Origin of the sequence: Photobacterium phosphoreum, assembly GCF_002954725.1 — a bacterium.
In the GTDB taxonomy this organism is placed as follows: Bacteria; Pseudomonadota; Gammaproteobacteria; order Enterobacterales; family Vibrionaceae; genus Photobacterium; species Photobacterium phosphoreum.
Window position 1 is genome coordinate 627,089 of record NZ_MSCQ01000001.1, and the last position, 24,952, is coordinate 652,040.

Genomic DNA, 24,952 nt, shown 5'->3' on the forward strand with positions numbered 1-24,952 from the left:
ACGAACAGCAACAGAAGATTGATATATTAGCCAAGTGGTAATATTGGATTCATGTCTATTATTTTAGGTATTGACCCGGGTTCGCGTATTACGGGATACGGGGTTATTCGACAAGTTGGTCGTAAATTAGAATATTTAGGTAGTGGGTGTATTCGTACATCATGCCCTGATATTCCTGGTCGCTTAAAACAGATTTATGCAGGGGTTTCTGAGGTTATTACTCAATTTCAACCCGACTGTTTTGCGATTGAAGAAGTATTCATGGGTAAAAATGCCAGTTCTGCAATCAAGCTTGGACAAGCAAGAGGCAGTGCCATTGTTGCAGCTGTAAATGCAGATTTACCCGTTAGTGAATATGCGGCGCGGTTAATTAAACAAGCTGTTGTTGGTAATGGTGGCGCAGACAAAGTGCAAGTGCAGCATATGGTATGTTCGGTGCTTAAGCTTGAAGGAAAACCACAAGCTGATGCTGCCGATGCCTTAGCGATTGCCATTTGTCATGCTCATACGCATAAAAGTTTAATTGCAATGGCAGGAAAAGCGACCAGTGTTCGTCGTGGGCGTTACCGTTAATTAATCTATATCATCTCTTATGGCAACTATCTCTATAGTCATAAAAAGAGTAATACAAAGCAGCCTTGGCTGCTTTTTTATCGACTGAATTTTCATTTCGGTAATCATGCTAACAATTTCAATTATGTTTGATTAATATCAGACATAAAGGGCTGGATATTGATCCAGTAGTTTACTATTCTAGTGCCAGTTTACTTCCTATTATAGAGATGATGTTGTGATTGGCCGACTACGCGGAATTGTGATTGAAAAACAGCCACCAGAAGTACTACTAGAAGTGGGCGGCATTGGTTATGAAGTACAGATGCCAATGAGTTGTTTCTATGAGTTACCACAGGTAGGCCAAGAAGCGATTATTTTTACTCATTTTGTAGTGCGTGAAGATGCACAATTATTATATGGATTTAATAAAAAAAGTGAGCGTGAATTATTCCGTGAAGTGATTAAAGCGAACGGCGTTGGACCAAAATTAGGCTTAGCAATTTTATCAGCAATGACCGCAAGTCAATTTGTACGTAGCGTAGAATTGGAAGATGTTACTACATTAGTGAAAATCCCCGGTGTTGGTAAGAAAACAGCTGAACGATTAGTGGTTGAGATGAAAGATCGTCTTAAAGGTTGGGGGGAAGGTGATTTATTTACTGCGGCACTAGACACCGCAGCTTCCAATGCTGCAATTCAACATCCAGCGACTCAAGCACGTGCTGAAGATGAAGCCGTCAGTGCATTAATTGTTTTAGGTTATAAACCACAAGTAGCCGCTAAAGTGGTTGCACAAGTTGCTCAACCTGAAATGACCAGTGAAGCGATGATTCGTGATGCACTGCGTTCAATGGTGTAATCGCCCACTCTGTAATAGGTATTTATTATGATTGAAGCCGATAGATTGGTTTCTGGTAATTTTGAGGCTCCTCGTGAAGATGAGATTATTGATCGTGCTATTCGTCCTAAGTTACTGAACGATTATCAGGGACAAGATCATGTTCGTGATCAAATGGAGATTTTTATTCAAGCAGCAAGATTACGTAACGAAGCTTTAGATCACTTATTGATCTTTGGTCCTCCAGGGTTAGGTAAAACCACATTAGCGAATATTGTTGCGAATGAAATGGGTGTTAGCATTCGTACTACATCAGGACCTGTGCTTGAAAAAGCGGGCGATCTTGCTGCATTGCTGACGAATTTGGAAGAGAACGATATATTATTTATTGATGAAATCCATCGTTTAAGCCCGCAGGTTGAAGAAATACTTTATCCAGCGATGGAAGATTATCAATTAGATATTATGATTGGTGAAGGACCAGCTGCCCGTTCGATCAAAATCGATTTACCACCATTTACATTAATTGGGGCAACAACCCGTGCTGGGTCGTTAACGTCACCATTGCGAGATCGTTTTGGTATTACTCAACGCTTAGAGTATTACAAAGTTGGCGATTTAAAAGATATCGTATCCCGTAGTGCGAACTACCTTGGTTTATCCCTCGAAGAGGGCGGGGCAATGGAAATGGCAATGCGTGCTCGTGGTACACCGCGTATTGCTAACCGATTATTACGTCGTGTACGTGATTATGCTGAAGTTAAAAGTAATGGTCATATTTGCCCTGAAATTGCCAATAAAGCACTTGATATGCTTGATGTAGATAGCAGTGGTTTTGATTATATGGATCGTAAATTATTGATGGCGATTATTGATAAATTTATGGGCGGTCCAGTTGGGCTTGATAACCTTGCTGCTGCAATCGGTGAAGAAAAAGACACTATTGAAGATGTACTTGAACCTTATTTAATCCAACAAGGTTTTTTACAGCGTACACCTCGAGGCCGTATTGCGACCCACCGAGCTTATCTGCATTTTGGGCTTGATATACCACAAACAAAATAATGATAACGATAAGATAACAATAAAAACGAGACAATCAGTGTCTCGTTTTTTTATATCCATCTTTTATGGATGCTGAAGAATAAATATAGTTATCAACAACGAATGGTAATAGCAATAATATTCATTACGATTATTCATGTTGATTATCATCAAGATGAATTTAAATAAAGGCGTATTATTATTTTCTGACTTCTGGATGGTATCTTTATTGTTAATTTAATGGCTGGTTTTGTTTACATTTTGACTTGTAGTGAGTATTTTTTTGCCTCTTCAATGCCATAATTTAAATAAAAAGACGTGTATAATTAAAATTTATTTAATACAAAATTATCATTTGAGTGTATTTTTTGAAAAAGCGAATAGAAATTAACAATAACCTATTTAACTATCTGTAATATAGTGAATTTTATTTTTTGTTGGTTATTTTCATGGATGATTGTAAAATAACTTTTATTGTTAATAATTCTTGTTATCGTCTTTGTTGTTCGTAATTTTTTTTTGTAATCATTTGTTTAGTAATGCTTTTTAGGTATACATGGCGAGCGAAAAGATAGTTGTCAGGCTATTTTTTTATGAATAAATGAAAATAGATTATATTGTGATATGTCAATTTAAAAGACTGAATAAAAAATATAATAAATATAAATACTCACATCACGCTAGTAAATTAACTGTTTATTGACACAGATCAAATGTTAAGCTGTCGGAGTCTCTGGGCGGCGCTTTATTTGATAAATATCAAAGAAAAACTATTAATAAATACTTTGAAGATTATTGCTGATATCTGTAATATTAGATCTGAATTTATTAGCTGTGGAATAACAGAAAAGCAATATTTTTGGTACAAAGCTGCAACAAATAGAATGGACGCTATTTATTATCATTATAAATGCGATCAGGAAGATCACCAATATTGCGGTTTGTTATCTACGATTGGCTAAGCCCAATAATCGGTACACTGTGTAGTACTTCACCAGTCAGCCTGGTGAAAAAAGGAGTTATCAATGTTAACTGATGTCGTCGAACTATCGCGGTTACAGTTCGCTTTAACAGCGATGTATCACTTTTTGTTCGTTCCATTGACTCTAGGTATGGCTTTCTTGCTCGCCATCATGGAGTCGGTTTATGTAATGACCGGCAAGCAAATCTACAAGGACATGACAAAGTTCTGGGGTAAGCTTTTCGCGATTAACTTTGCATTGGGTGTGGCAACTGGCCTATCCATGGAATTCCAGTTTGGTACAAACTGGGCTTATTATTCTCACTATGTTGGTGATATCTTCGGTGCGCCATTAGCCATCGAAGCACTGATGGCGTTTTTCCTCGAATCCACTTTAGTCGGTATGTTCTTTTTTGGCTGGGATCGTCTATCAAAACGTCAACACCTTACAGTGACATGGCTAGTAGCGTTAGGTTCTAACTTCTCAGCGTTATGGATTCTCATTGCCAATGGTTGGATGCAAAACCCTGTAGGCGCGGATTTCAATTACGAAACCATGCGTATGGAAATGGTGAGCTTTGCAGAAGTTATCTTTAACCCTGTTGCTCAGGTGAAATTTGTTCACACTGTTGCATCTGGCTATGTCTGTGGCGCGATGTTTATTCTTGGCGTAAGTTCATATTACATGCTTAAAGGACGTGATATTGCTTTTGCTCGTCGTTCATTCGCCATTGCAGCGGCATTTGGTTTAGCATCTATTGTTTCAGTGATGATTCTGGGTGATGAGTCTGGTTATGAATTAGGTGACGTTCAGAAAACTAAGCTAGCAGCAATTGAAGCAGAGTGGCATACCGAACCTGCACCTGCAGCATTTACTGCGTTTGGTTTCCCTAACCAAGAAACGATGGAAACAGATTACGCGATTAAGATCCCGTACCTTATGGGTATTATTGCGACACGTTCACTTGATACACAAGTAACGGGTATTCGTGATCTGAAGAAACAACATGAAGTACGCATTCGTAACGGTATGGTTGCCTACGGATTACTTGAGAAACTGCGTGATGGCGAAAGAACGCCTGCTAATATCGCCGCATTTGATGAAGTAAAAGGTGACTTAGGTTATGGCTTATTATTGAAGCCTTATACTGATAAAGTTGTTGATGCGACGCCAGAACAAATCCAAAAAGCCGTTGATGATTCTATTCCTCGCGTATGGCCGTTATTCTTTAGCTTCCGTATCATGGTCGGTGCTGGTTTCTTAATGTTTGCCATTATTGGTGCAGCATTTGTGCAGTCTTGCCGTCATAAAATCACAGGTAATAAGTGGGTACTTAAAGCTGCATTGTTTGGTATTCCATTACCGTGGATTGCAATTGAAGCGGGTTGGTTTGTTGCAGAATATGGTCGTCAGCCATGGGCTGTTGGTGAAATCTTACCTGTACATATGGCTGCATCGAATCTTGAACCATCACAATTATGGTTCTCATTAGCTGCGATAATCGGACTTTACACCTTGTTCTTGATTGCCGAAGTGTACTTAATGCTTAAGTTTGCACGTTTAGGTCCAAGTAGCTTGAAGACAGGCCGTTATCATTTTGAACAAAAAGATACGGCACAAGATGTGGTTTCACGTCAGGTTGAAGTGTAAGCAGGGAGAGACTGAATAATGTTTGATTATGAAAGTTTGCGAGTCATTTGGTGGATATTAATTGGTGTATTGTGCATCGGTTTTGCTATCACTGATGGTTTTGATATGGGCGTAGGTATGCTGTCACCTTTTATTGGTAAGACAGATAACGAACGTCGTGTAATGATTAACTCAATTGCACCACACTGGGATGGTAACCAAGTTTGGTTGATCACCGCTGGTGGTGCATTGTTTGCGGCATGGCCATTAGTGTACGCAACTGTATTCTCTGGTTTTTACGTGGCAATGATTCTAACGTTAGCGTCACTTTGGTTACGTCCGTTAGGTTTCGATTACCGTTCTAAGTTACCCGATACTAAATGGCGTAATTTGTGGGATAAAGCGATCTTTGTTGGTAGCTTTGTACCGCCACTTATTTTTGGTGTTGCTTTTGGTAACCTTATGCAAGGCGTACCATTTGAAGTAAACGAATTTATGATGACCAGCTACAAAGGATCATTCTTTGGGTTATTAAATCCGTTTGCTTTATTGTGTGGTGTTGTGAGTGTACTCATGATCATTACTCAAGGTGCAGCGTTCTTACAGTTGAAAACAACCGATGCTATTCATGCACGTGCACGTAATGTTGCCGTCATCTCTTCGGTATTAATGGCTGTAGTGTTTATTATTGCAGGCTTTGTTTCTCAAGGTATCAACGGCTATGTGATCACATCGCAAGTATTACCTAATGCAGCGTCAGATCCATTAACCAAAGAAGTTGTTCGTCAAGTAGGCGCGTTGTTCATTAACTATAACAACTATCCTATCTTGTGGATTGCACCGGTTCTTGCGGTCGTTATGCCATTACTAACAGCATTATGTTCACGTGCTGATCGTGGTGGTTTTGCATTCTTGTTCTCAAGCTTAACAGTTGTTGGTGTGGTATTAACGTTTGGTTTTGCAACATTCCCATTCATTATGCCATCAAGCTTAGATCCAAATGTAAGTTTGACTCTTTGGGATTCAACGTCATCTGAATACACATTGCAGATTATGACAGTGGTAGCATTTGTTATGGTGCCAGTGATCTTGGCTTACACCTCATGGTGTTATTACAAAATGTTTGGTCGTCTTGATACGAAATATATCGAAGACAACAAGACGTCACTGTACTAAGGAGTAGACGAACTATGTGGTATTTCGCTTGGATTCTAGGTGTTCTACTGGCTTGTTCTTTCGGTATTGTCAATGCATTATGGCTTGAAACGACCGAAAACATGGATAAAGACAGTGAGTAAAATAGATAGTGCGGTTAAGTTAATTCATGCACCATTGAGTGTGTTACCGCTTAAATTATTAGCAATAGTAATGGCGTTGACTGTTACTGGGTTATTAATGTGGGAGCCTCGACAATTTGCCGAAGATATTGGTGGATTCAGTGCGGGATTAGCGCCGCTGATGATTTGGGCAACCTGTAGCGCGATGGTGTTTGGTATGGGTTTTGTTCCTCGTCGGTGGTATTTTCAGGTGTTCTTTACACCTTATATCGCACTGCCTGTATTATTGTATATTCTTGGGTTACGTTTTTTATAACGCTTAATCTATAGAACCTAAAAAGCCTGTTTCCTTTATGGAACAGGCTTTTTTTATGTGTGATTTTTAATGCATGATAACTGAACAGAATTGTAATTTAATTGTCAGAAACTACTGACAAATTTCATTTTTTTGTTAAATGCATTATCTATTTACTTCACGGTAACTATCACTCGATGAGTTAGGGTATAGTAGTACACCAAACACGATTGTTAGCACCGTGTAGGCATGACAGTTATGGGTACCTAATGAAAGAACAAGATATTTTTAAATGGCCAATTACCATTTATTATGAAGACACTGATGTCGGTGGAGTGGTATATCACGCCAATTACTTGAAATTTTTTGAGCGAGCACGAACAGAGTTACTGCGTTATATTGGTCTAAATCAGCAACAATTATTTGCTGATAATATGAGTTTTGTTGTACGTAGTATGAATGTTGATTTTATTCGCGGTGCCAAGCTCGATGATCAGCTCGTTGTTAACACGACTATTCAAAATGTACGTAATGCATCAATAGAATTTAATCAAGAACTGGTTAATGACGATGATGTGGTTTTTTGCCGTGCAGTTGTAAAAATTGCCTGTATTAATCCAACCATTATGAAACCGATAGCGTTACCTACACAATTAAAGCCGGAGATAGATTAAGTGAACTCAGAATTAACCATTTTAGACCTTTTTTTACAAGCAAGTTTGTTGGTAAAGCTGGTTATGCTTATTTTGCTTGGCATGTCGATTGCTTCGTGGGCAATGATCATTAAACGCTCACAAGTTTTAAAAAGTGCTGAACGCAATGCCGTTCAATTTGAAGATCGATTCTGGTCAGGTGTTGACCTTTCACAACTGTATCAAGAAGTTCAACAACGTAAAGACGAATTGTCAGGTTCAGAACGTATTTTTTATTCAGGTTTTAAAGAGTTTGCACGCTTACATAGCAGCAATGGTCGAGTGCCAGAAGCGGTAATGGAAGGTACAGGGCGTGCTATGCGAGTTTCATTATCAAAAGAAGTCGATGAACTAGAAACTAACTTACCGTTTCTTGCAACCGTTGGTTCAATCAGTCCTTATATCGGTCTTTTTGGTACGGTATGGGGCATCATGACTGCATTTATTGCATTAGGTGCTGTAAAACAAGCAACATTAGCCATGGTTGCACCAGGTATTGCAGAAGCATTAGTCGCAACGGCGATGGGTCTTTTTGCTGCGATCCCTGCGGTAATGTTTTATAACCGCCTTACCAATAAAGTGACTAAACTTGAACATACTTACGCAACCTTTATGGAAGAGTTTTCAAGTATTTTACACCGTCAGGCATTTGCAGCGAATCAGGAGTAATAAGCAATGGCTTATCAACCGAAGAAACGCAAAATGACGGCTGAAATTAACGTCGTACCTTATATCGATGTGATGTTAGTTTTATTGATTATTTTTATGGTGACAGCACCGTTTGTAAACCAAGGAGTAGATGTTGATTTACCTAAAACACAAACAGCTGAAACTGTCGCACAATTAAATAAAGAAAATGATACCCCACCGATCATTGTTGAAGTTGATAAAGATGGTAACTTAGGGGTAAGTATTGATAACGCCGATATGGTACACGGGTTGAGTCTTGATGAACTCATTGCTAGAGTCAAAGCTGAACTTGCTAGTGATCCAAAAACCTTAGTGATGGTTGGTGGAGATGGACGTACACCTTACGCGAATATTGTCGAAACCTTAGATGCACTGAGTCATGCTGGGGTAGGATCTGTTGGTTTGATGACCGATCCGTTAGATAAACCCGGAAATTGAGGCATGAAAAAGAGTAATTATTCGAAGTCTGTCGTTATATCGGTGTCCATTCACGCGTTATTTATTATGTTGTTATTATGGGGGGCTGACTTTAGTTTTGATCACAAACAATCGGTAGGAAATACCATTCAAGCCACAATGGTTGATCCGGCGATGTTAAATCAACAAGCTCAACAAATTCGTCAACAACGCCAAGCAGCTAAAGATGCCGAACAAGCACGTCAAGATCGCCTTGAGCAACAAACAGCCGTACTTGAAAAACAACGCAAAGCAGAAGCTGAGCGGATACGGCAATTAAAAGAAGATAAGCTAACCGCGGAAAAAGCGACCCGCGAAGCCGAAAAGCAGCGTCAATTGCAGCAACAACAAGTAGCAGAAGCTAAAGCAAAAGCCGATGCTCAAGCAAAGGTAGACGCTAAAGCGAAGGCGGACGCTAAAGCCAAGGCAGAAGCTCAAGCGAAGGTTGATGCTCAAGTAAAGGCGGATGCTCAAGTAAAGGCGGATGCAAAAGCGAAAGCCGATGCTCAAGCGAAGGTTGATGCTCAAGCAAAGGCGGCTGCTAAAGCGAAAGCCGATGCTCAAGCGAAGGTTGATGCTCAAGTAAAGGCGGCTGCTAAAGCGAAAGCCGATGCTCAAGCAAAGGTTGATGCTCAAGTAAAGGCGGCTGCCAAAGCGAAGGCAGACGCTAAAGCGAAGGTAGACGTTAAAGCGAAGGCAGACGCTAAAGCGAAGGCAGATGCCAAAGCGAAGGCAGACGCTAAAGCGAAGGCAGACGCTAAAGCGAAGGCAGACGCTAAAGCGAAGGCAGACGCTAAAGCGAAAGCCGATGCTCAAGCGAAACAAGATGCGGCATTAAATGATATGTTTTCGGGGTTAGAGGCTGAGAATGTTCAACGCGGTGGTGCTAAAGGTAAGCATATTGCTGATGAAGTTGCCCGCTATGGCACTATCTATAAGCAAATGATTCAACAAAATTTATTGGTTGATCAAAGCCTAAAAGGTCAACAATGTAAGCTAACATTGCGTTTGTCTGCTAATGGTTTAGTACTGAATGTTTCACAGTTAGCCGGAAATGACACCCTTTGTCGAGCTGCTAAATCAGCAGTATTACAAGTAAGTGAATTTCCGATGCCAGATAACCCTGATGTAGTTAAGCAATTACGTGTGATTAACTTAACCGTTAGTCCGTAGATTATTCGTAGAGCTTGTAAATACTGACTTTATTTTTTGCCACAACAGCAGTTGTGGCTTTCGTAACTATAAGGAGCGATTGATGAAACGTTGGATGATAGGTGTATTTTTTGCCTTACTAAGCGTTAGCCAATTTGCACATGCCGCACTTGATTTGGTCATCACTGATGGTGTTGATTCCGCCCGTCCAATTGGAATAGTACCTTTTGAGTGGCAAGGTCCAAATAAATTACCTACCGATATTTCAGCCGTTATTGCTTCTGACTTACAACGAAGCGGTAAATTTAGCCCAATCGCAAATAATAAGTTACCGCAACGTCCTTATAATGAAAGCCAAATTAATTACAGCGCATGGACAAAATTAGGCGTAGATGCGCTAGTGACAGGCAGTATTACTCAAAATGCAGAGGGTAATTATGTTATTGATTATCAACTGGTTGATATAGTTAAAGGTAAACTAAATAGTGACTCGCAAGGTACAGCAAGTGATTACTTACTGTTAAATAATCGTGCGGTAGTCAAACCTAATCGTATGCGTCAGTATGCGCATCGAATCTCAGATATGATTTATCAAAAACTGACTGGGGAACGTGGTGCATTTTTAACCCGTATCGCTTATGTGGATGATAATCAAGGAGCTGAGTTTCCGTATCAATTACGTGTGGCCGATTATGACGGTTACAACGAACGTGTCGTTTTAAAGTCAAAACAACCGTTAATGTCACCAGCTTGGTCACCTGATGGCAGTAAGCTCGCTTATGTCAGTTTTGAAAATGGCAAAGCAGAAATTTTTGTGCTGAATATTTATAAAGGTACGCGTGAGCTTATTGCTAATTATCCGCGTCATAATGGTTCACCACAATTTTCACCAGACGGCACAAAATTAGCAATGGTGTTATCTAAGACGGGCAGTTTACAGATCTATATTAAAGATCTGAAAACGAAACAGTTACGTCAAATAACGCATGGCCGTGCCAATAATACCGAAGAAGTTTGGACGCCTGATGGTAAATCAATGTATTTCACATCAGATCGTGGTGGTCGCCCACAAATTTACCATCTTGATTTAGCCACAGGTGATACACAGCGTGTAACATGGCAAGGTAGTCAAAATATGGGGGCTCAAATTACCCCTGATGGCCGTTTCTTAGTGATGGTGAACCGTTCAGATAGTGGTTACAACATCGCCAAGCAAGATTTAAAAAGTGGTGCTGTTCAGATTTTAACAAAAGCACAGTTAGCTGAATCGCCAAGTATTGCGCCTAACGGCAGTATGATTATTTATAGCTCAGCACAAAAGAATGGCTATGAATTGTCATTGGTATCTATTGATGGTCGATTCCAAGCGCGTTTACCATCGACAAGTAAACGTGTACGAGCACCTGCTTGGGGTCCATTCCTATAATAGGATTATAGAACAATAACATACTCAAATAATGGGTATTACTGAATGATAAAGGATGAAAAATAGATGCAACTTAACCGAATTTTAAAAGGCTTAGCGATTGCGTTACCAATGATGACATTGGCTGCATGTAGTTCAACAGACAGTACTGGCAGTTCAGCTGGTTCTCAAAACCAGAATGGTGGTATTGGTGGCGGTGCTGGTCAAACAACTATATCTACACCTGTTGATCAAGGTGGTGCGATGACAGAGCAACAATTGCATGAACAACAAATGCAAAAGTTGCGTCAAGAACAACAAACTGTTTTCTTTAAATTTGATAATGCAGAAATCCAACCTGAATATCAAAAAATGTTAGAAGCACACGCAGAATATTTACGAAATAACCCAAATGTAAAGGTTGTTGTTCAAGGCCATGCTGATGAACGTGGTACGCCTGAATATAATATTGCGTTAGGTGAGCGTCGTGCAACTGCCGTGTCTCAATACCTTCAGGCATTAGGTGTTCCCGCTAATCAAATGTCGATTGTAAGCTATGGCGAAGAAAAACCATTATTGTTTGGACATACTGATGCTGATTACGCGAAAAATCGTCGTGCAGTGATCGTATACTAATTAAAACTTAGGTTAATGATTATGAACAGTAACAAAATAATGCGTCAATTTGCATTAGTGTTGCTGGTTGGTGCAGCGACTCAGGTGGTCGCTGAGCCTGCTTCAGCAGCTAATTTACAAACGTTAGAGCGTATGCTTGAAGCACAAGGGCAATCGCAATTACAGGTTCAACGTCAGTTAGATCAAATGTCGGCTGATATTGATAATATTCGTGGCAAAGTCGAACGTAATAGCTACGATATTAAGCAAATGAAAGAGCGTCAGCGTCAGTTATATAATGATGTTGACCAACTTAGTCGCCAGCCAGTAAAAGCCGCGCCAGTCGCTAAAAAGGCAATAGCAGCAGCATCAGAAGAAGCATATTCAAAAGATATGAGTGAAAATGATGCTTATCAAAATGCGGTAAATTTAATCTTGAAAAAGAAAGACTATCAAGGTGCAACTCAAGCCTTTGAGTCATTCTTAACCACTTACCCTAATTCTGTTTATAAACCTAATGCGAGTTATTGGTTAGGACAACTTCATTTTGCTCAAAATGACTTAGCACAAGCAGCAAAGAATTTTGAGGTGGTTGCAAGTATTAAAGATTCTAGTAAGCGTGCTGATGCTTTATTAAAGCTTGGTATGATTGCAGAGCGAGGTACTGATACTGTTAAAGCGATGTCTTATTACACTACAGTAGTAAAAGGTTACCCTAACTCAACCAGTGCTAAGCAAGCACAGTCTGCATTAGCAAATTTATCAAAGCACTAAAACGATTGTTTTAAGCTATTTAAAACCTGCATTTATGTGGGTTTTTTTATGTTTTCTATTTGACATTAGTGATGATTTTTCTCTTTTTATATTGTTAAAAATAGATTTATCAAAAATGTAAACTATCATGGAAATTATTGTTTTTTTTGGTATTATTCGATTCTGTGAAATGAGTAACTATTGTTACTCTTTATAATGTTACTACTATGGATAGTTGGAGTTATTTTGTTAAGTAAAAAAAAAATATTATGTTACTCATTGATCTCAATTTCAGGTTGGCTATTTGCTGCTTATTTAATGTTTACACATTTAAGTAATGATCGTGATTTTATCAATGATAAGATTACAGAGAATGCTTACAACATTGTGTCTCAATCATTACAAGATACAAAGACAGATCCAGAAATTGTTGCACAAGTACAAGATTGGTTTGCAAAAGGGTGGACAGCTCAAACAGGATCTGTAACTACTATTTGTGATAATGACCGTGATAAATTGAAGCAAATTCTGTCTGATTCAGCCATCGTAACAATCTGTCGCTTACGTATATAATTACCGAGGTTATTTTATGAATAAATTAATGTCGGTATTCTTAGTGTTATTGGCTTTGTCTGGTTGGATTACTGGTGGCGTATTTATTTATGGCACTACAATGAACCATAATTACGCTACTAAAATGGCAGGGGCGAATGCGTTTAATATTATTGAGCAATCATTACATAATACGGATTCAGAAGCCGCGGTTTTAGCTAAAGTAATGTTATGGAAGCAAGAGGGCTGGACAGCACAAACGGGTTCAATTGCTACATTATGTCAAAGTGATCGTCAGCAACTTCGTCATTGGGTTACTGCAAAGAATATTTCTAAAATTTGTAAATTGGTTCAATAGGTAAGATAAATGGATCTCTTTATGATTGTTATGCTTATCTTTTTTTGTGTCATGACAGTTGTTTCTTATATCTATTTATTGATCTCTTTTGATGAAAAGGAGCAACAATTACATTTTGATGATAAAACAAAAACCCTATTTTGTGATGGTAAGAAAGTTATTTCAGTACGTGATGGTAGCGGTAACTATCGATTCATAAAATACATTTTTCAGCATACGGATAGACCTATTTCAGTTGCTGATCTTGAAGCTAATGTTTTTTTTGGTCAAAATGTAAATATTGTTAAAGTGTTGAGTAATACACATTTACCCAAAGAGATTATTAATACGTTCTTTTCTGTTAGCAAAGATAGCCTGACCTTTAAAAATAAAGCCTTTCTCAAATGAGAAAGGCTTTCGGCTTAAATTATAATTATATGCCGTAAGGGCTAGTTTAGATGAAAGTTATAGACATCCATCAATGTCTCACCTCTTCTACAGGTAGTTAAATCTTTGCTTCAAAAGCGATAACCTATTATTTGATATGTGACGTTTTAAAACTGTGATCAGCGTCAATAATATTTTTTCTGAGATGTTCTCAGAGGATTCTCAAAATAAAAAAATATATTTTTATTTTTATATAGACCTTTTAGGTAATTAATATCGCTTTTTAGCGTTTATTTGTGAAGTTTTGTGCTGTTTGAATGTTGGTGGGTTAATGATGAAATTTAGAAATTCATGCGTATAATAACCAAACATGTAAGGAATGCTGACGAGCAAATGAATAATGAATATTGCATTTGATCCATCGGAAATGATCTATCCATTTCCACCTAAGCCTGCCGTATTATCGGATAATGAAAAGCAGGTTTATATTACAAAAATCAAGCAACTGTTAAATAACAATAATGCGGTACTGATTGCCCACTATTATACCGATCCGGAAATTCAGGCCCTAGCTGAAGCGACGGGGGGATTTGTTGGTGACTCACTTGAAATGGCCCGATTTGGTAATCAACACTCAGCAACAACGTTAATTGTTTGCGGGGTGCGATTTATGGGCGAATCTGCAAAAATATTAACCCCTGAAAAAACAGTGTTGATGCCAACATTAGAGGCTGAATGCTCGTTAGATCTTGGTTGTCCTGTTGATGCATTTACTGAGTTTTGTGATCAGCATCCTGATCATACTGTGGTGGTTTATGCGAATACATCCGCCGCTGTTAAAGCACGCGCTGATTGGGTGGTCACATCCAGTATCGCTTTAGAAATTATTGATCACCTTGACAGTGAAGGACATAAAATCATTTGGGGGCCAGATCGTCACCTAGGTGGTTATATTCAAAAACAAACTGGCGCAGAAATGTTGCTGTGGCAGGGCGAGTGTATTGTGCATGATGAGTTTTCAGCGCTGGCACTAAAACAGATGAAAAATCTTTATCCAGATGCTGCTATTTTGGTACATCCAGAGTCGCCAGCAAGTGTGGTCGCATTAGCCGATGCTGTTGGTTCAACAAGCCAATTAATTAAAGCAGCATTAGCACTACCGCAACAAAAATTAATTGTGGCTACTGATAAAGGCATTTTCTTTAAGATGCAACAAATGGTACCAGACAAAGAATTAATTGAAGCGCCGACCGCAGGTGCTGGTGCAACATGTCGCAGTTGTGCACATTGTCCGTGGATGGCAATGAATGGTTTAAAAGCTATTTATACAGCCTTAGCTGAAGGTGGCCAGCAACATGAAATTTTTGTTGATGAAGCGGTACGTGTGAAATCGCTCATTCCATTAAATCGAATGTTAAACTTTGCCGCTGAATTACAGTTAAAAGTCAAAGGTAATGCGTAAGTAGTTACTTACTTAATAAAAACGAAAAGGCGGGTTGATTTAAAACTAGTATTAGTTAAATGATCAACTCGCCTTTTTTAGTCGTGTTTTAGGTGGAATATTACTGAGCTGCGACTAATTGTGCGCCGCGTTGTGTTAGACCACATAACATAACTGGAATGGCATTAAAGATTTCTTCAAATTGCGCTAGAGCATCGGCATTTTGTTCTTTTAACGCTTCTAATGCCGTTTCAGGATCAAATAATAAGCTAAAAGATAATAATACACCGCCAAGTAACGCGTTATCTTCACTATCTGACGGCATAATTGTTTCCCAATCATCACTCGCTAATTGCCATCCTTGTAACATACCTTCGCAAAAGCTGCTGGTTGAGTCGGTAACAATTTGGCTGTTATCTAAAGCGCAGCCTTCAGGCCATTGCCAAGTACTTTCAAATAATGCAGCGCGGGCTTCATTCCAAATTTCAATGATTGCTTTTGCATAAGTTTCTAAGTCATCATGACTAGCGAAAGGTGATGTTTCTTCGCCACCCCACATAAATGCTAACCATTCAGTCGGATCAATAAGGTGCGGTGCTGCTGCCATTGCAGTTACAAAGCCGCGAGTTTGTGATTCAGATAGCAATTGATCTGCTAGTTGAGAGTTTTGCAAAATAGTGCTTAGGTGTGAAGGCATAAAACAATCTCAGGTTAAGTATGATTCAGTGTTCAGGTGCATTAACTATACATGCATAGCTGAACTTTAGACCACTATTGTAACAGCCTCTTGATAACAACCTAGTAATGGTCAAATATATTTGTCGTCTTGTGTTTTAAAAGGTGAACAAAATACCTTTGTAGAGATTAAATTACTTATTTTTGATTTTAATTAAAACATCATGGCCTCACTAATAACATAATCTTCAATTGATTAGCAGATATATTCTTTAATAATGTAATTTTACTCAAGGTTAAGCAATGTATAGTGAACAATTAATGATGTTATTAGCCGTATTTGAACGAGCGGCATTGATGTTAATGACATTATTTTTATTAACGCGTACGCAATTGTTTCAATCCATTGTAAAGAAAACCCATCGGCGTCCGGTTGAAACGGCAATGATCTCGTCATTGTTTATTTTATTTGCTGTATTTAGTACTTATACAGGTTTAAATGTCGATGGATCTTTAGTAAATGTACGTATTATTGCGGTGTTATCTGGCGGTATTATTTTTGGTCCGTGGGTTGGTATTCCTGCTGGTATTATTGCTGGTATTCACCGTTATTTAATTGATGTTGATGGCCCAACATCTGTTGCATGTTTAATTACCAGTGTTTTTGCCGGATTATTAGCAACATGGATCCACTGTCGCTGTATTAAAAAGAATTATGCTCAATTAGGTATTCTAGCTGGAATGTGCTGCGAAATGCTAACAATGGTATTGATTGTGGTGCTATCTGATAACAAAGTACAGGCTTATAATATTGTTTCACATATTAGCTTTCCAATGATAGTGGGTACGCTATCTATCGGGTTAATTATTAAATTGGTGCAAGATCTTGATGAAGAAAAGGATCTTATTGCAGCCCAGCAAGCAAAGTTAGCCCTTGATATCGCCAATAAGACGTTACCTTATTTTAGAATTAATACTCGTCATGCTCTGCAAAAAGTGTGTAGTATTATTCGGTTTTATACCGACGCAGATGCAGTTGCAATAACCAATACTCAAGATGTGCGTGCTTATGTCGGCTGCGGAGAAGAACAGTTTTTGGATGCTCACCATCAAATCAGTAAAATGACGCGTCAAGCAGTAGAAAGTGGTGAACAAATTATTAGTAATAACCTCAATGTACATAATTTCCATTCATTGCTTATTATTCCATTATGGGAAAATGGCGAGGTCAGCGGCACGCTTAAAATATTTTACTGCCAGCCAGATCATATTCGAATGTCATTACGTGAAATGGCGATTGGGTTATCACAAATCATCTCAACTCAGATGGAAGTGTCGCGAATTGAACAGTTAAAGCAAATGGCAACAAAAGCCGAATTTTCAGCACTGCAAAGTAAAATAAACCCCCATTTTTTATTTAATGCCCTTAATGCTATTTCGACGTTAATTCGTATTCGTCCTGATGATGCTCGACAATTGATTGCTAATTTAGCTGATTTTTTGCGTTACAACTTAGAACGTGATGTTGAATTAATTGATATTCAAGAAGAAATCCAACAAGTTAGAGATTATGTTGCTATTGAACAAGCGCGGTTTGGATCAAAACTTGAGGTGGTATTTGATATTGATGATGTTCATCCTTGTGTACCATGTTTATTAATTCAGCCATTAGTTGAAAATGCTATTTTGCATGGTATTCAGCCATCACGTATACCTGGAAAAGTGCTTATTTCGGTTAAAAAGGGTGTTGATGATGTGGTAATTACTATTACAGATACTGGCGTTGGCATTGATCAACAAATGATAGATAAATTATACCAAGGTAAAATAGATTCCCATCGTATCGGGCTCAATAATGTCCATCAGCGGCTATTATTATTGTACGGCGATGGATTGCATATTCGTCGTCTTGAACAAGGAACGATAATGCAGTTTTTTATAAAAGATCAGGATTAGGATCATGAGATTAAATGCTTTGATCGTGGAAGATGAATATTTAGCGCGTGAAGAATTAACTTATTTAATTGAAAAATATAGCACGATTAATATCGTAGCCGCCTTTGATGATGGTTTAGATGCCTTTAAATTCCTACAATCCAATAAGGTCGATATTGTCTTTTTAGATATTAATATTCCCTCCATTGATGGGATGTTATTAGCGCGTAATATAGCTCAGTTTTTGCATAAGCCTCAAATTGTATTTACCACGGCTTATAAAGAATATGCGGTAGAAGCGTTTGAATTAGAAGCCGTTGATTATTTACTGAAACCGCTTAATGAGCAGCGGGTGATGGGACTCTTAACGAAACTACAGACGCGTGCTCAAGAGCAAGTATTACCGCAGTCGACGACGAATATACGCGGTAATAGTATTAACTTAATACAGAATAATCGTATTCATGTTACTGCTATCAGTGATATTTGTTGTGCTATCGCCAATGAAAAAGTGACCCATGTTTATACGGCTGAAGGCTGTTTTGTTGCGCCTATTACGATTAGTGAATTAATGCAGCGATTGCCGAGTAGTGATTTTTTCCGGTGTCATCGTTCTTATTGTATTAATATTAATAACGTTAAAGAGATCATTCCGTGGGTCAATAGTACCTACATGATAAAATTGACGAATGTTGAGCAACATATCCCTGTTAGCCGCAGTAATTTAAAAGCTTTTCGTATTCTCATGCAACTGTAAGTAGTGATATGTTATTTGCGGCTATGATGTATTTCATGCCGCTATATTGCACTTTATACCTTATACATGACCGCTGATTTTATTGTTTTATTACCCTCTTGTTATCTATGGTTATTGTCGTATTTTGGTGAACAGCAGCAAGGAACGTGCAATGTTACCTTGAATATTTTACCGTAAGAGGGCATAACCATGACCACTCAAATTACCAGTCGTAGCCGTTATTTTACGTTATTGGGCACTATCATTACTCAGTTTGCTTTAGGTTCAGTTTATACCTGGAGTTTATTTAATGCTCAACTCGCGGGTAAGTTATCAGAGCCTGTAAGTCGTGTTGCTTTTTCTTTTGGGATCATGAGTTTGGCTTTAGCCGTCGCGTCATCAATGGCCGGTAAAATGCAGGAACGCTTTGGAGTACGTAATGTTACTTTAGGGGCTGGCGTTTTACTTGGCGCAAGCTTATTACTTACGGCACATGCGACTAATATTTGGCTTTTATATATTTTTGCTGGCTTATTAATTGGCTTTGCTGATGGTACGGGCTATCTCATGACACTATCTAATTGCGTTAAATTTTTCCCTGAGCGCAAAGGCTTAATTTCGGCCTGTGCAATAGGTGCTTATGGTTTAGGTAGCTTAGGGTTTAAATATATTAATATGTATTTCCTTGAACATAATGGCTTAGAAAGCACTTTTGATTATTGGGGCATTATTGCAATGGTCATGGTTATCATTGGTGGCTTAATGATGAAAGATGCACCTAAACAACAAGTATCTGCCACAGAATCTGCTGCTGAAGTGCGTGATTTTAGCCTTTCACAATCAATGAAATGCCCACAGTTTTGGATGTTGGCTTTAGTGTTCTTAACGGTTTGTATGAGCGGTTTATATGTTATCGGTGTCGCTAAAGATATCGGTCAAGGCTTTGTTCATCTGTCATTAGACGTTGCAGCTTCTGGTGTGGCTATTATTGCAGTGGCTAACTTGGGCGGACGTTTAGTGCTTGGCGTACTATCAGATAAAATTGCGCGTACTAAGGTTATCGCGATTGCATTAGTTGTCTGTTTAGTTGGCGTATGTGCATTATTGTTTGCTCACCAAAGTATGATGAGTTTCTATGTCGCTATCGCCTGTATTGCCTTTAGTTTTGGTGGCACTATTACTGTATTCCCGTCATTAGTCAGTGACTTCTTTGGTTTAAATAATCTCACCAAAAATTACGGTATTATTTATTTAGGTTTTGGTATCGGTAGTTTTATTGGCTCAATTGTCGCGTCTATTTTCGGTGGTTTTATCGCGACATTTTATTTAATGTTTGTGTTATTAATTGTTTCATTAATTATTGCACTAACGATTAAATTACCGATTTTACCCAAGCAAAAAATAGCATAAATTATTCTAAGAATAGACCAGTTATAAAAACCCAAGCTTTGGAAGTTTGGGTTTTTTTATACCTGAAAAGTAACATATAACGCCTATTAGGTATGATTGTTGCGTGGTGGTAATAATCAATTGCCAGTTAATGGGCTAGTGTCAATTGTAAAAATAATTAAAAATACCTTATAGATTTTTAAATAATATAAAAAATAATTAACAGAATAAGGTGTTATATTTATGGATAAGATTATTATTAGCCCAAGTAAGTATGTACAAGGCGAAAATGCGATTGCAGCGATTGCTGGTTATGTAAAACCGTATGGTAAAAATCCAATGGTTATTGCTGATGACTTTGTAACAGGATTAGTGGGTGAAACCGCGGCTCATAGTTTTATTGAAGCGAATATGCAGTTTTCAATGGAATTATTTGGTGGTGAATGTTCACGACAAGAAATTGACCGCTTACAAGTTAAGATTGATGATGATCATAATGATGTCATTATTGGTATTGGTGGCGGTAAAACATTAGATACGGCAAAAGCTATTGGTTTCTATAAGAAAATTCCAGTTGTTGTTGTGCCAACAATTGCCTCGACTGATGCACCAACAAGTGCATTAGCGGTTCTTTATACTCCTACAGGTCAATTTGATCAGTACCTAATGATCCCAACTAACCCAACCATGGTTATTATGGATACCACGATCATTGCAAAAGCACCGGTACGATTATTAGTTGCTGGCATGGGTGATGCTTTATCGACGTATTTTGAAGCTCGTGCAAATGCGGCTTCAGGTAAACCAACAATGGCTGGCGGCGCACCGACATTATCAGCACAAGCACTAGCTAAATTATGTTATGAAACATTACTAGCTGATGGTTTAAAAGCAAAAATTGCAGTAGAAAATAATTTACCTTCTAAAGCTGTAATGAATATTATTGAAGCAAATACGTATTTAAGTGGTATTGGTTTTGAGAGTAGTGGTTTAGCGGCTGCACATGCTATTCATAATGGTTTGACTCAGCTAGAAGAAGCGCATCATCTATTCCATGGTGAAAAAGTCGCTTTTGGTACATTAGTTCAATTAGCATTAGAAAATGCATCATTAGAAGAAATTAATACGGTTCTGAATTTTTGTTATCAAGTAGGTTTACCGACTAACTTATTTGATTTAGGTGTAAAAGAAATTGACCTTAATAAGCTGATGGATGTCGCTATTGCAGCTTGTGCTGAAGGTGAGACTATCCATAATATGCCGTTTACAGTGACACCTGAAGCTGTTGTTTCAGCGATACTTACTGCACACACTTTAGGTTTAAAAAAATAATAGTATGCCTCTGCTTATATTTAATTAATAAGTAGGGGCGTTATTTGATACATCAATACCAACTTTTAAATATAACCTTAGTTGTATTTTCCTTTTATTTATTTAATCGTTTTTATCTATGTAATTGTTGGAGTAATAGAATAGTTCACATAAATAAAAATAATTAAATTTTGGTGTAATATGTCAATGAATATTAAAAATAGAATTGTAAAAGAAAGCATTGCTGAGTTTATAGGTACGGCTTTATTAGTTTTCTTTGGTGTTGGTAGTGTTGCAGCATTAAAACTTGCTGGAGCCACATTTAGCCAGTGGGAAATCAGTATTATATGGGGATTAGGTGTGGCTATAGCGATTTATTGTACCGCTGGTATATCTGGCGCTCATTTAAATCCTGCTGTTACTATAGCACTTGCAACATTTAATCACTTTGAGAAAAAGAAAATTCTGCCTTATATATTGGCACAATTAGGCGGTGCGTTTTTTGCTGCTGCTGTCATTTATGGTATTTACGGTAGTTTGCTCAATAATTATGAAATAACCCATCATATTATGCGAAGTGATTTATCAGGGCTTGATACAGCATCTATTTTTTCAACGTACGCTCAACCATTATTATCCGTACAATGTGCTTTTATTATTGAATTAGTTATTACCGCAATATTAATGTTCTCTATTTTAGCAATAACTGATGATAGCAATGGTGTTGTTAATGGGGCAATGTCGCCATTGTTGATTGGATTAGTTGTGGCGATCATTGGTGGATCTGTCGGGCCATTAACAGGTTTTGCGATGAACCCTGCTAGAGATTTTGGACCTAAATTGTTTACATTTTTTGCTGGGTGGGATTGGGTAACGTTTACAGGCGGTAGAGATATTCCTTATTTCCTCGTGCCATTAATTGCTCCTATCATCGGTGCTTTGTGTGGCGCATGGTTATATTCACGTATTGCGACGTCTTACTTATCAGAGATAAAAGTAGCATAAAAATGATGTTTTAGCTGTAAACTATACGTAATTCGTATATCTGTAACTAGATAATATTTAAAGCTATTTTAGTTAAAATTGCCATAGTTGAAATAACTACTAATATAAGGATTTTTAGTTAATAAATCTAAACTGAATGTAAAAATAGTACCTTATTTTGTAAAAAAGCTGTTCTAATCCGCACATAAACTGCATGGTGTTGGTTATATGGTTTTAAGTAACGTTTACCATGTTAATACTGGTTGATTTTGCTAGGGTAAGGGACATAAATGTCTGTTATTAAAGTGCCATTTAGAGTTAGAAATGCGGCTGCAGATATATTTGCAATGGTGGTATTTAGCTTTATTACTGGGATGATGATTGAAGTTTTTATTTCAGGTATGTCTTTTGAACAGTCATTAGCATCACGTACGTTATCAATCCCGATTAATATCGCGATTGCATGGCCATACGGAATGTTTCGTGATTATGTTATTGGTTATGGTAGTAAGTTATCGCCAACACGATGGATGAAAGGATTATCAGATATGGTGGCATACGTGGTATTCCAGTCACCTATCTATGCCTGTATTCTTCTGGCTGTTGGTGCAAATAAAGAACAAGTAATAGCAGCGGTAATGAGTAACATTTTAGTATCTGGTGCTCTAGGCGTAGTTTATGGTCAATTTCTTGAACTTTGCCGTAGAATGTTCCGTGTTACTGCGACGGCTCAACCTATTATTTAACTTGTGTTAGTTTTATTTTATTAATCAAAAGCACCCTCAGAGGTGCTTTTGTTGTTTTTAAACGATGGTAAATAATGATTTTGGTACAATAACAGCCCGAATTGCAGTATAAGTCGGCAATTGAAAAAAACTCACATAAAAACCCTTGACGTAGATCCCATAAATCAATATATTACACGCCGTCGACAAGCAAAGCGTTGTTGGCAACAATGTGGTGAGGTGTCCGAGTGGCTGAAGGAGCACGCCTGGAAAGTGTGTATACGGCAACGTATCGAGGGTTCGAATCCCTCCCTCACCGCCATATCTCTTTTAAAGAGATATAAAAATTGGAGAGATGGCTGAGCGGTTGAAAGCACTGGTCTTGAAAACCAGCATACGTTTATAGCGTATCTAGGGTTCAAATCCCTATCTCTCCGCCACATTCAAAAAAGCCGTTAACGAAAGTTAACGGCTTTTTTACGTCTGGAATAAATCCTAACGGTGACGGCAAAACTCATCCCGTCATTCCCTGCAGTGAGGTTACGAACGGGATAGGGAATCTACTATCAGCGCGTTGTAGCGTTGTAGCATTATTGTTTTCGTTGATTTTGTAGCATATTTTCACAGGTATCTTTAATGCTCAATGGCGTGGTGAATAGATCACGGATAGCTCAAATTAAGTGGGGCACTGAAAATAACTCATCAGGAATAGCCCCATAAACCCTCCTAGAAATACGTCAGTTATCCCCATAAAGGAATATCACTAACTGACTGCAAGCTAAATAAGCTAAAATGACAATAATTATCTTAGTTTTGAGCCTGTATATTAATGACCACTATTACAACACCTGCCAACTTTGCTGAACTTGGCCTTATTACACCTTTGTTAGCACGATTAACGGAGCTGGAATATCAACAGCCAACGCCTATTCAAGCACAAGCTATTCCGAGTGTATTAGCGGGACGTGACTTAATTGCGGGTGCAAACACAGGTTCAGGTAAAACGGCAACATTTGCTTTGCCGTTGTTACAACAGTTGCATCAAACTAAAGCTACTGAGAATAAAAATGCGAAGGGTAACTATGTTTCAGGGCTGGTTTTAGTTCCTACTCGTGAGCTAGCAAAACAAGTTGCAGATAGCATTAAATCTTATGCAACGCATTTTAACGGCGCAATTAAAACCGTTGCTGTGTTTGGTGGTGTATCAGCCAATACCCAAATGCTAGCACTACGTGGCGGCACAGATATTTTAGTGGCAACTCCTGGTCGATTATTAGATTTGATTTCAAGTAATGCGATTAAGCTTGATCGGGTTAAAACCTTAGTACTTGATGAAGCTGATCGCATGCTAAGCCTTGGCTTTACTGAAGAATTATCAGCATTATTAGCATTGTTGCCTAAAAAGAAGCAAACGCTATTATTTTCAGCAACGTTTCCTGAGCAAGTACAGACACTAACTCAAGAATTACTGAACGATCCGGTTGAGCTGCAATTACAAAGTGTTGATGCAAGTACGCTAGTACAACGTGTATTCACCGTTAATAAAGGTGAGAAGACCGCAGTGTTAGCGCATTTGATTAAAGAAAATCAATGGCGCCAAGTACTGATTTTTGTAAATGCTAAAAATACCTGTGAGCACTTAGCCGATAAATTGTCTAAGCGTGGTATTTGTGCAGAAGTCTTCCACGGTGATAAAGGTCAAGGTGCACGTACGCGTGTGTTAGAAGCCTTTAAATTAGGTGATATTGAAGTACTTATTGCAACGGATATTGCCGCTCGTGGTCTTGATATTGAAAAACTACCAGTAGTGATTAACTTTGATTTACCACGTAGCCCTGCAGATTACATGCACCGTATTGGTCGTAGTGGTCGTGCGGGTGAAGTGGGTTTAGCGTTATCATTGATTGATTATGAAGACAGCCATCACTTTAAAGTTATCGAGAAGAAGAATAAAGTTCGACTTGAGCGTGAACAAGTAGCAGGTTTTGAAGTTGATGAGTCTGAAACATTGTTAGCGGCAGAGAAGCCAATGGCAAAACCTGAAGGCACTGGCAAAAAGAAACGTAAAAATAAGCCAGCACCTGTTGACGATTTTTGGTCATAAGACTGATTATTAG

At 38.3% G+C, this 24,952-nt stretch carries 26 protein-coding genes and 2 tRNA genes; 27 read left to right on the plus strand and 1 reads right to left on the minus strand.

What is annotated here, in order from left to right:
* Nucleotides 1–51 precede the first annotated feature (51 nt).
* The 18 genes from ruvC to nadA all read left to right on the plus strand — a co-directional run bounded on the left by ruvC (nucleotide 52) and on the right by nadA (nucleotide 15,101).
* On the plus strand, nucleotides 52–573 hold the full coding sequence (gene ruvC / locus BTO21_RS02735; RefSeq protein WP_045026712.1) for a crossover junction endodeoxyribonuclease RuvC: 522 nt from the start codon (nucleotides 52–54) through the stop codon (nucleotides 571–573).
* 217 nt (nucleotides 574–790) lie between these two features.
* Complete coding sequence (gene ruvA, locus BTO21_RS02740) at nucleotides 791–1,414, plus strand: Holliday junction branch migration protein RuvA (RefSeq protein WP_045026710.1); 624 nt, start codon at nucleotides 791–793, stop codon at nucleotides 1,412–1,414.
* 27 nt (nucleotides 1,415–1,441) lie between these two features.
* A complete protein-coding gene (gene ruvB, locus BTO21_RS02745; RefSeq protein WP_045026709.1) occupies nucleotides 1,442–2,458 on the plus strand; it encodes a Holliday junction branch migration DNA helicase RuvB in 1,017 nt (338 codons plus the stop codon).
* Between the two features lie 1,004 nt (nucleotides 2,459–3,462).
* The gene (cydA, locus tag BTO21_RS02750; protein WP_045026707.1) at nucleotides 3,463–5,049 is read left to right on the plus strand and encodes a cytochrome ubiquinol oxidase subunit I; all 1,587 of its coding nucleotides are present in this window, start codon (nucleotides 3,463–3,465) and stop codon (nucleotides 5,047–5,049) included.
* 18 nt (nucleotides 5,050–5,067) lie between these two features.
* Complete coding sequence (cydB, locus tag BTO21_RS02755) at nucleotides 5,068–6,204, plus strand: cytochrome d ubiquinol oxidase subunit II (RefSeq protein ID WP_045026706.1); 1,137 nt, start codon at nucleotides 5,068–5,070, stop codon at nucleotides 6,202–6,204.
* Between the two features lie 14 nt (nucleotides 6,205–6,218).
* Nucleotides 6,219–6,326, plus strand: a complete 108-nt coding sequence (cydX, locus tag BTO21_RS02760) for a cytochrome bd-I oxidase subunit CydX (RefSeq protein ID WP_036795409.1) — start codon at nucleotides 6,219–6,221, stop codon at nucleotides 6,324–6,326.
* Nucleotides 6,319–6,621: a cyd operon YbgE family protein gene (locus tag BTO21_RS02765; protein WP_045026704.1), complete on the plus strand. Its 303-nt coding sequence runs from the start codon at nucleotides 6,319–6,321 to the stop codon at nucleotides 6,619–6,621. The genes cydX and BTO21_RS02765 overlap by 8 nt, the downstream gene beginning before the upstream one ends.
* 248 nt (nucleotides 6,622–6,869) lie before the next feature.
* Nucleotides 6,870–7,274, plus strand: a complete 405-nt coding sequence (ybgC, locus tag BTO21_RS02770; protein ID WP_045026702.1) for a tol-pal system-associated acyl-CoA thioesterase — start codon at nucleotides 6,870–6,872, stop codon at nucleotides 7,272–7,274.
* On the plus strand, nucleotides 7,275–7,961 hold the full coding sequence (gene tolQ, locus BTO21_RS02775; RefSeq protein WP_045026700.1) for a protein TolQ: 687 nt from the start codon (nucleotides 7,275–7,277) through the stop codon (nucleotides 7,959–7,961). It begins immediately after the preceding gene.
* A gap of 6 nt (nucleotides 7,962–7,967) precedes the next feature.
* On the plus strand, nucleotides 7,968–8,420 hold the full coding sequence (tolR, locus tag BTO21_RS02780) for a protein TolR (protein ID WP_045026699.1): 453 nt from the start codon (nucleotides 7,968–7,970) through the stop codon (nucleotides 8,418–8,420).
* 3 nt (nucleotides 8,421–8,423) lie between these two features.
* On the plus strand, nucleotides 8,424–9,611 hold the full coding sequence (gene tolA / locus BTO21_RS02785; protein WP_105026680.1) for a cell envelope integrity protein TolA: 1,188 nt from the start codon (nucleotides 8,424–8,426) through the stop codon (nucleotides 9,609–9,611).
* Nucleotides 9,612–9,693: 82 nt separating this feature from the next.
* On the plus strand, nucleotides 9,694–11,016 hold the full coding sequence (gene tolB, locus BTO21_RS02790; protein WP_045026696.1) for a Tol-Pal system beta propeller repeat protein TolB: 1,323 nt from the start codon (nucleotides 9,694–9,696) through the stop codon (nucleotides 11,014–11,016).
* Between the two features lie 66 nt (nucleotides 11,017–11,082).
* Nucleotides 11,083–11,631 (plus strand): peptidoglycan-associated lipoprotein Pal, encoded by a 549-nt coding sequence (gene pal, locus BTO21_RS02795; protein ID WP_045026694.1) that lies wholly within the window; start codon nucleotides 11,083–11,085, stop codon nucleotides 11,629–11,631.
* Between the two features lie 21 nt (nucleotides 11,632–11,652).
* A complete protein-coding gene (ybgF, locus tag BTO21_RS02800; protein ID WP_045026692.1) occupies nucleotides 11,653–12,384 on the plus strand; it encodes a tol-pal system protein YbgF in 732 nt (243 codons plus the stop codon).
* A gap of 225 nt (nucleotides 12,385–12,609) precedes the next feature.
* A complete protein-coding gene (locus BTO21_RS02805) occupies nucleotides 12,610–12,936 on the plus strand; it encodes a hypothetical protein (RefSeq protein WP_045026691.1) in 327 nt (108 codons plus the stop codon).
* A gap of 16 nt (nucleotides 12,937–12,952) precedes the next feature.
* Complete coding sequence (locus tag BTO21_RS02810; RefSeq protein WP_045026689.1) at nucleotides 12,953–13,273, plus strand: hypothetical protein; 321 nt, start codon at nucleotides 12,953–12,955, stop codon at nucleotides 13,271–13,273.
* Between the two features lie 21 nt (nucleotides 13,274–13,294).
* Nucleotides 13,295–13,660 carry a hypothetical protein gene (locus BTO21_RS02815; RefSeq protein ID WP_045026687.1) on the plus strand — a complete coding sequence of 122 codons (366 nt, stop codon included), beginning with the start codon at nucleotides 13,295–13,297 and terminating at the stop codon, nucleotides 13,658–13,660.
* Between the two features lie 379 nt (nucleotides 13,661–14,039).
* Entirely contained in the window at nucleotides 14,040–15,101 is a 1,062-nt protein-coding gene (nadA, locus tag BTO21_RS02820) for a quinolinate synthase NadA (protein ID WP_045026686.1), read from the plus strand.
* Between the two features lie 100 nt (nucleotides 15,102–15,201).
* On the opposite strand, the gene BTO21_RS02825 is transcribed toward nadA, so the two are convergent.
* Complete coding sequence (locus BTO21_RS02825; protein WP_045026684.1) at nucleotides 15,202–15,777, minus strand: UPF0149 family protein; 576 nt, start codon at nucleotides 15,775–15,777, stop codon at nucleotides 15,202–15,204.
* A 281-nt stretch (nucleotides 15,778–16,058) separates the two neighbouring features.
* Here BTO21_RS02825 and BTO21_RS02830 point away from each other — a divergent pair, with 281 nt between their 5' ends.
* The 9 genes from BTO21_RS02830 to BTO21_RS02870 all read left to right on the plus strand — a co-directional run bounded on the left by BTO21_RS02830 (nucleotide 16,059) and on the right by BTO21_RS02870 (nucleotide 24,939).
* A complete protein-coding gene (locus tag BTO21_RS02830) occupies nucleotides 16,059–17,711 on the plus strand; it encodes a LytS/YhcK type 5TM receptor domain-containing protein (protein ID WP_045026683.1) in 1,653 nt (550 codons plus the stop codon).
* 4 nt (nucleotides 17,712–17,715) lie between these two features.
* The gene (locus BTO21_RS02835) at nucleotides 17,716–18,447 is read left to right on the plus strand and encodes a LytR/AlgR family response regulator transcription factor (RefSeq protein WP_045026681.1); all 732 of its coding nucleotides are present in this window, start codon (nucleotides 17,716–17,718) and stop codon (nucleotides 18,445–18,447) included.
* 189 nt (nucleotides 18,448–18,636) lie between these two features.
* Nucleotides 18,637–19,836: an L-lactate MFS transporter gene (locus BTO21_RS02840; protein ID WP_045026680.1), complete on the plus strand. Its 1,200-nt coding sequence runs from the start codon at nucleotides 18,637–18,639 to the stop codon at nucleotides 19,834–19,836.
* 222 nt (nucleotides 19,837–20,058) lie between these two features.
* Nucleotides 20,059–21,147 (plus strand): glycerol dehydrogenase, encoded by a 1,089-nt coding sequence (locus tag BTO21_RS02845; protein WP_105026681.1) that lies wholly within the window; start codon nucleotides 20,059–20,061, stop codon nucleotides 21,145–21,147.
* 180 nt (nucleotides 21,148–21,327) lie between these two features.
* Entirely contained in the window at nucleotides 21,328–22,131 is an 804-nt protein-coding gene (locus BTO21_RS02850) for an MIP/aquaporin family protein (RefSeq protein ID WP_045026676.1), read from the plus strand.
* A 269-nt stretch (nucleotides 22,132–22,400) separates the two neighbouring features.
* Complete coding sequence (locus tag BTO21_RS02855; protein WP_045026675.1) at nucleotides 22,401–22,856, plus strand: L-alanine exporter AlaE; 456 nt, start codon at nucleotides 22,401–22,403, stop codon at nucleotides 22,854–22,856.
* A 213-nt stretch (nucleotides 22,857–23,069) separates the two neighbouring features.
* Nucleotides 23,070–23,157, plus strand: a tRNA-Ser gene (locus BTO21_RS02860).
* Between the two features lie 27 nt (nucleotides 23,158–23,184).
* Nucleotides 23,185–23,275: transfer RNA gene (locus BTO21_RS02865), tRNA-Ser, on the plus strand.
* Between the two features lie 389 nt (nucleotides 23,276–23,664).
* Nucleotides 23,665–24,939, plus strand: a complete 1,275-nt coding sequence (locus tag BTO21_RS02870) for a DEAD/DEAH box helicase (protein WP_045026673.1) — start codon at nucleotides 23,665–23,667, stop codon at nucleotides 24,937–24,939.
* Nucleotides 24,940–24,952 lie beyond the last annotated feature (13 nt).

Bases quoted from the DNA above. Each gene is read 5' to 3' on its own strand.
- ruvC (WP_045026712.1), top strand. From the start codon at position 52: ATGTCTATTATTTTAGGTATTGACCCGGGTTCGCGTATTACGGGATAC.
- ruvB (WP_045026709.1), top strand. From the start codon at position 1,442: ATGATTGAAGCCGATAGATTGGTTTCTGGTAATTTTGAGGCTCCTCGT.
- cydA (WP_045026707.1), top strand. From the start codon at position 3,463: ATGTTAACTGATGTCGTCGAACTATCGCGGTTACAGTTCGCTTTAACA.
- cydB (WP_045026706.1), top strand. From the start codon at position 5,068: ATGTTTGATTATGAAAGTTTGCGAGTCATTTGGTGGATATTAATTGGT.
- cydX (WP_036795409.1), top strand. From the start codon at position 6,219: ATGTGGTATTTCGCTTGGATTCTAGGTGTTCTACTGGCTTGTTCTTTC.
- ybgC (WP_045026702.1), top strand. From the start codon at position 6,870: ATGAAAGAACAAGATATTTTTAAATGGCCAATTACCATTTATTATGAA.
- tolR (WP_045026699.1), top strand. From the start codon at position 7,968: ATGGCTTATCAACCGAAGAAACGCAAAATGACGGCTGAAATTAACGTC.
- tolA (WP_105026680.1), top strand. From the start codon at position 8,424: ATGAAAAAGAGTAATTATTCGAAGTCTGTCGTTATATCGGTGTCCATT.
- tolB (WP_045026696.1), top strand. From the start codon at position 9,694: ATGAAACGTTGGATGATAGGTGTATTTTTTGCCTTACTAAGCGTTAGC.
- pal (WP_045026694.1), top strand. From the start codon at position 11,083: ATGCAACTTAACCGAATTTTAAAAGGCTTAGCGATTGCGTTACCAATG.
- ybgF (WP_045026692.1), top strand. From the start codon at position 11,653: ATGAACAGTAACAAAATAATGCGTCAATTTGCATTAGTGTTGCTGGTT.
- BTO21_RS02810 (WP_045026689.1), top strand. From the start codon at position 12,953: ATGAATAAATTAATGTCGGTATTCTTAGTGTTATTGGCTTTGTCTGGT.
- BTO21_RS02815 (WP_045026687.1), top strand. From the start codon at position 13,295: ATGATTGTTATGCTTATCTTTTTTTGTGTCATGACAGTTGTTTCTTAT.
- nadA (WP_045026686.1), top strand. From the start codon at position 14,040: ATGAATATTGCATTTGATCCATCGGAAATGATCTATCCATTTCCACCT.
- BTO21_RS02825 (WP_045026684.1), bottom strand. From the start codon at position 15,777: ATGCCTTCACACCTAAGCACTATTTTGCAAAACTCTCAACTAGCAGAT.
- BTO21_RS02830 (WP_045026683.1), top strand. From the start codon at position 16,059: ATGTATAGTGAACAATTAATGATGTTATTAGCCGTATTTGAACGAGCG.
- BTO21_RS02835 (WP_045026681.1), top strand. From the start codon at position 17,716: ATGAGATTAAATGCTTTGATCGTGGAAGATGAATATTTAGCGCGTGAA.
- BTO21_RS02840 (WP_045026680.1), top strand. From the start codon at position 18,637: ATGACCACTCAAATTACCAGTCGTAGCCGTTATTTTACGTTATTGGGC.
- BTO21_RS02845 (WP_105026681.1), top strand. From the start codon at position 20,059: ATGGATAAGATTATTATTAGCCCAAGTAAGTATGTACAAGGCGAAAAT.
- BTO21_RS02850 (WP_045026676.1), top strand. From the start codon at position 21,328: ATGTCAATGAATATTAAAAATAGAATTGTAAAAGAAAGCATTGCTGAG.
- BTO21_RS02855 (WP_045026675.1), top strand. From the start codon at position 22,401: ATGTCTGTTATTAAAGTGCCATTTAGAGTTAGAAATGCGGCTGCAGAT.
- BTO21_RS02870 (WP_045026673.1), top strand. From the start codon at position 23,665: ATGACCACTATTACAACACCTGCCAACTTTGCTGAACTTGGCCTTATT.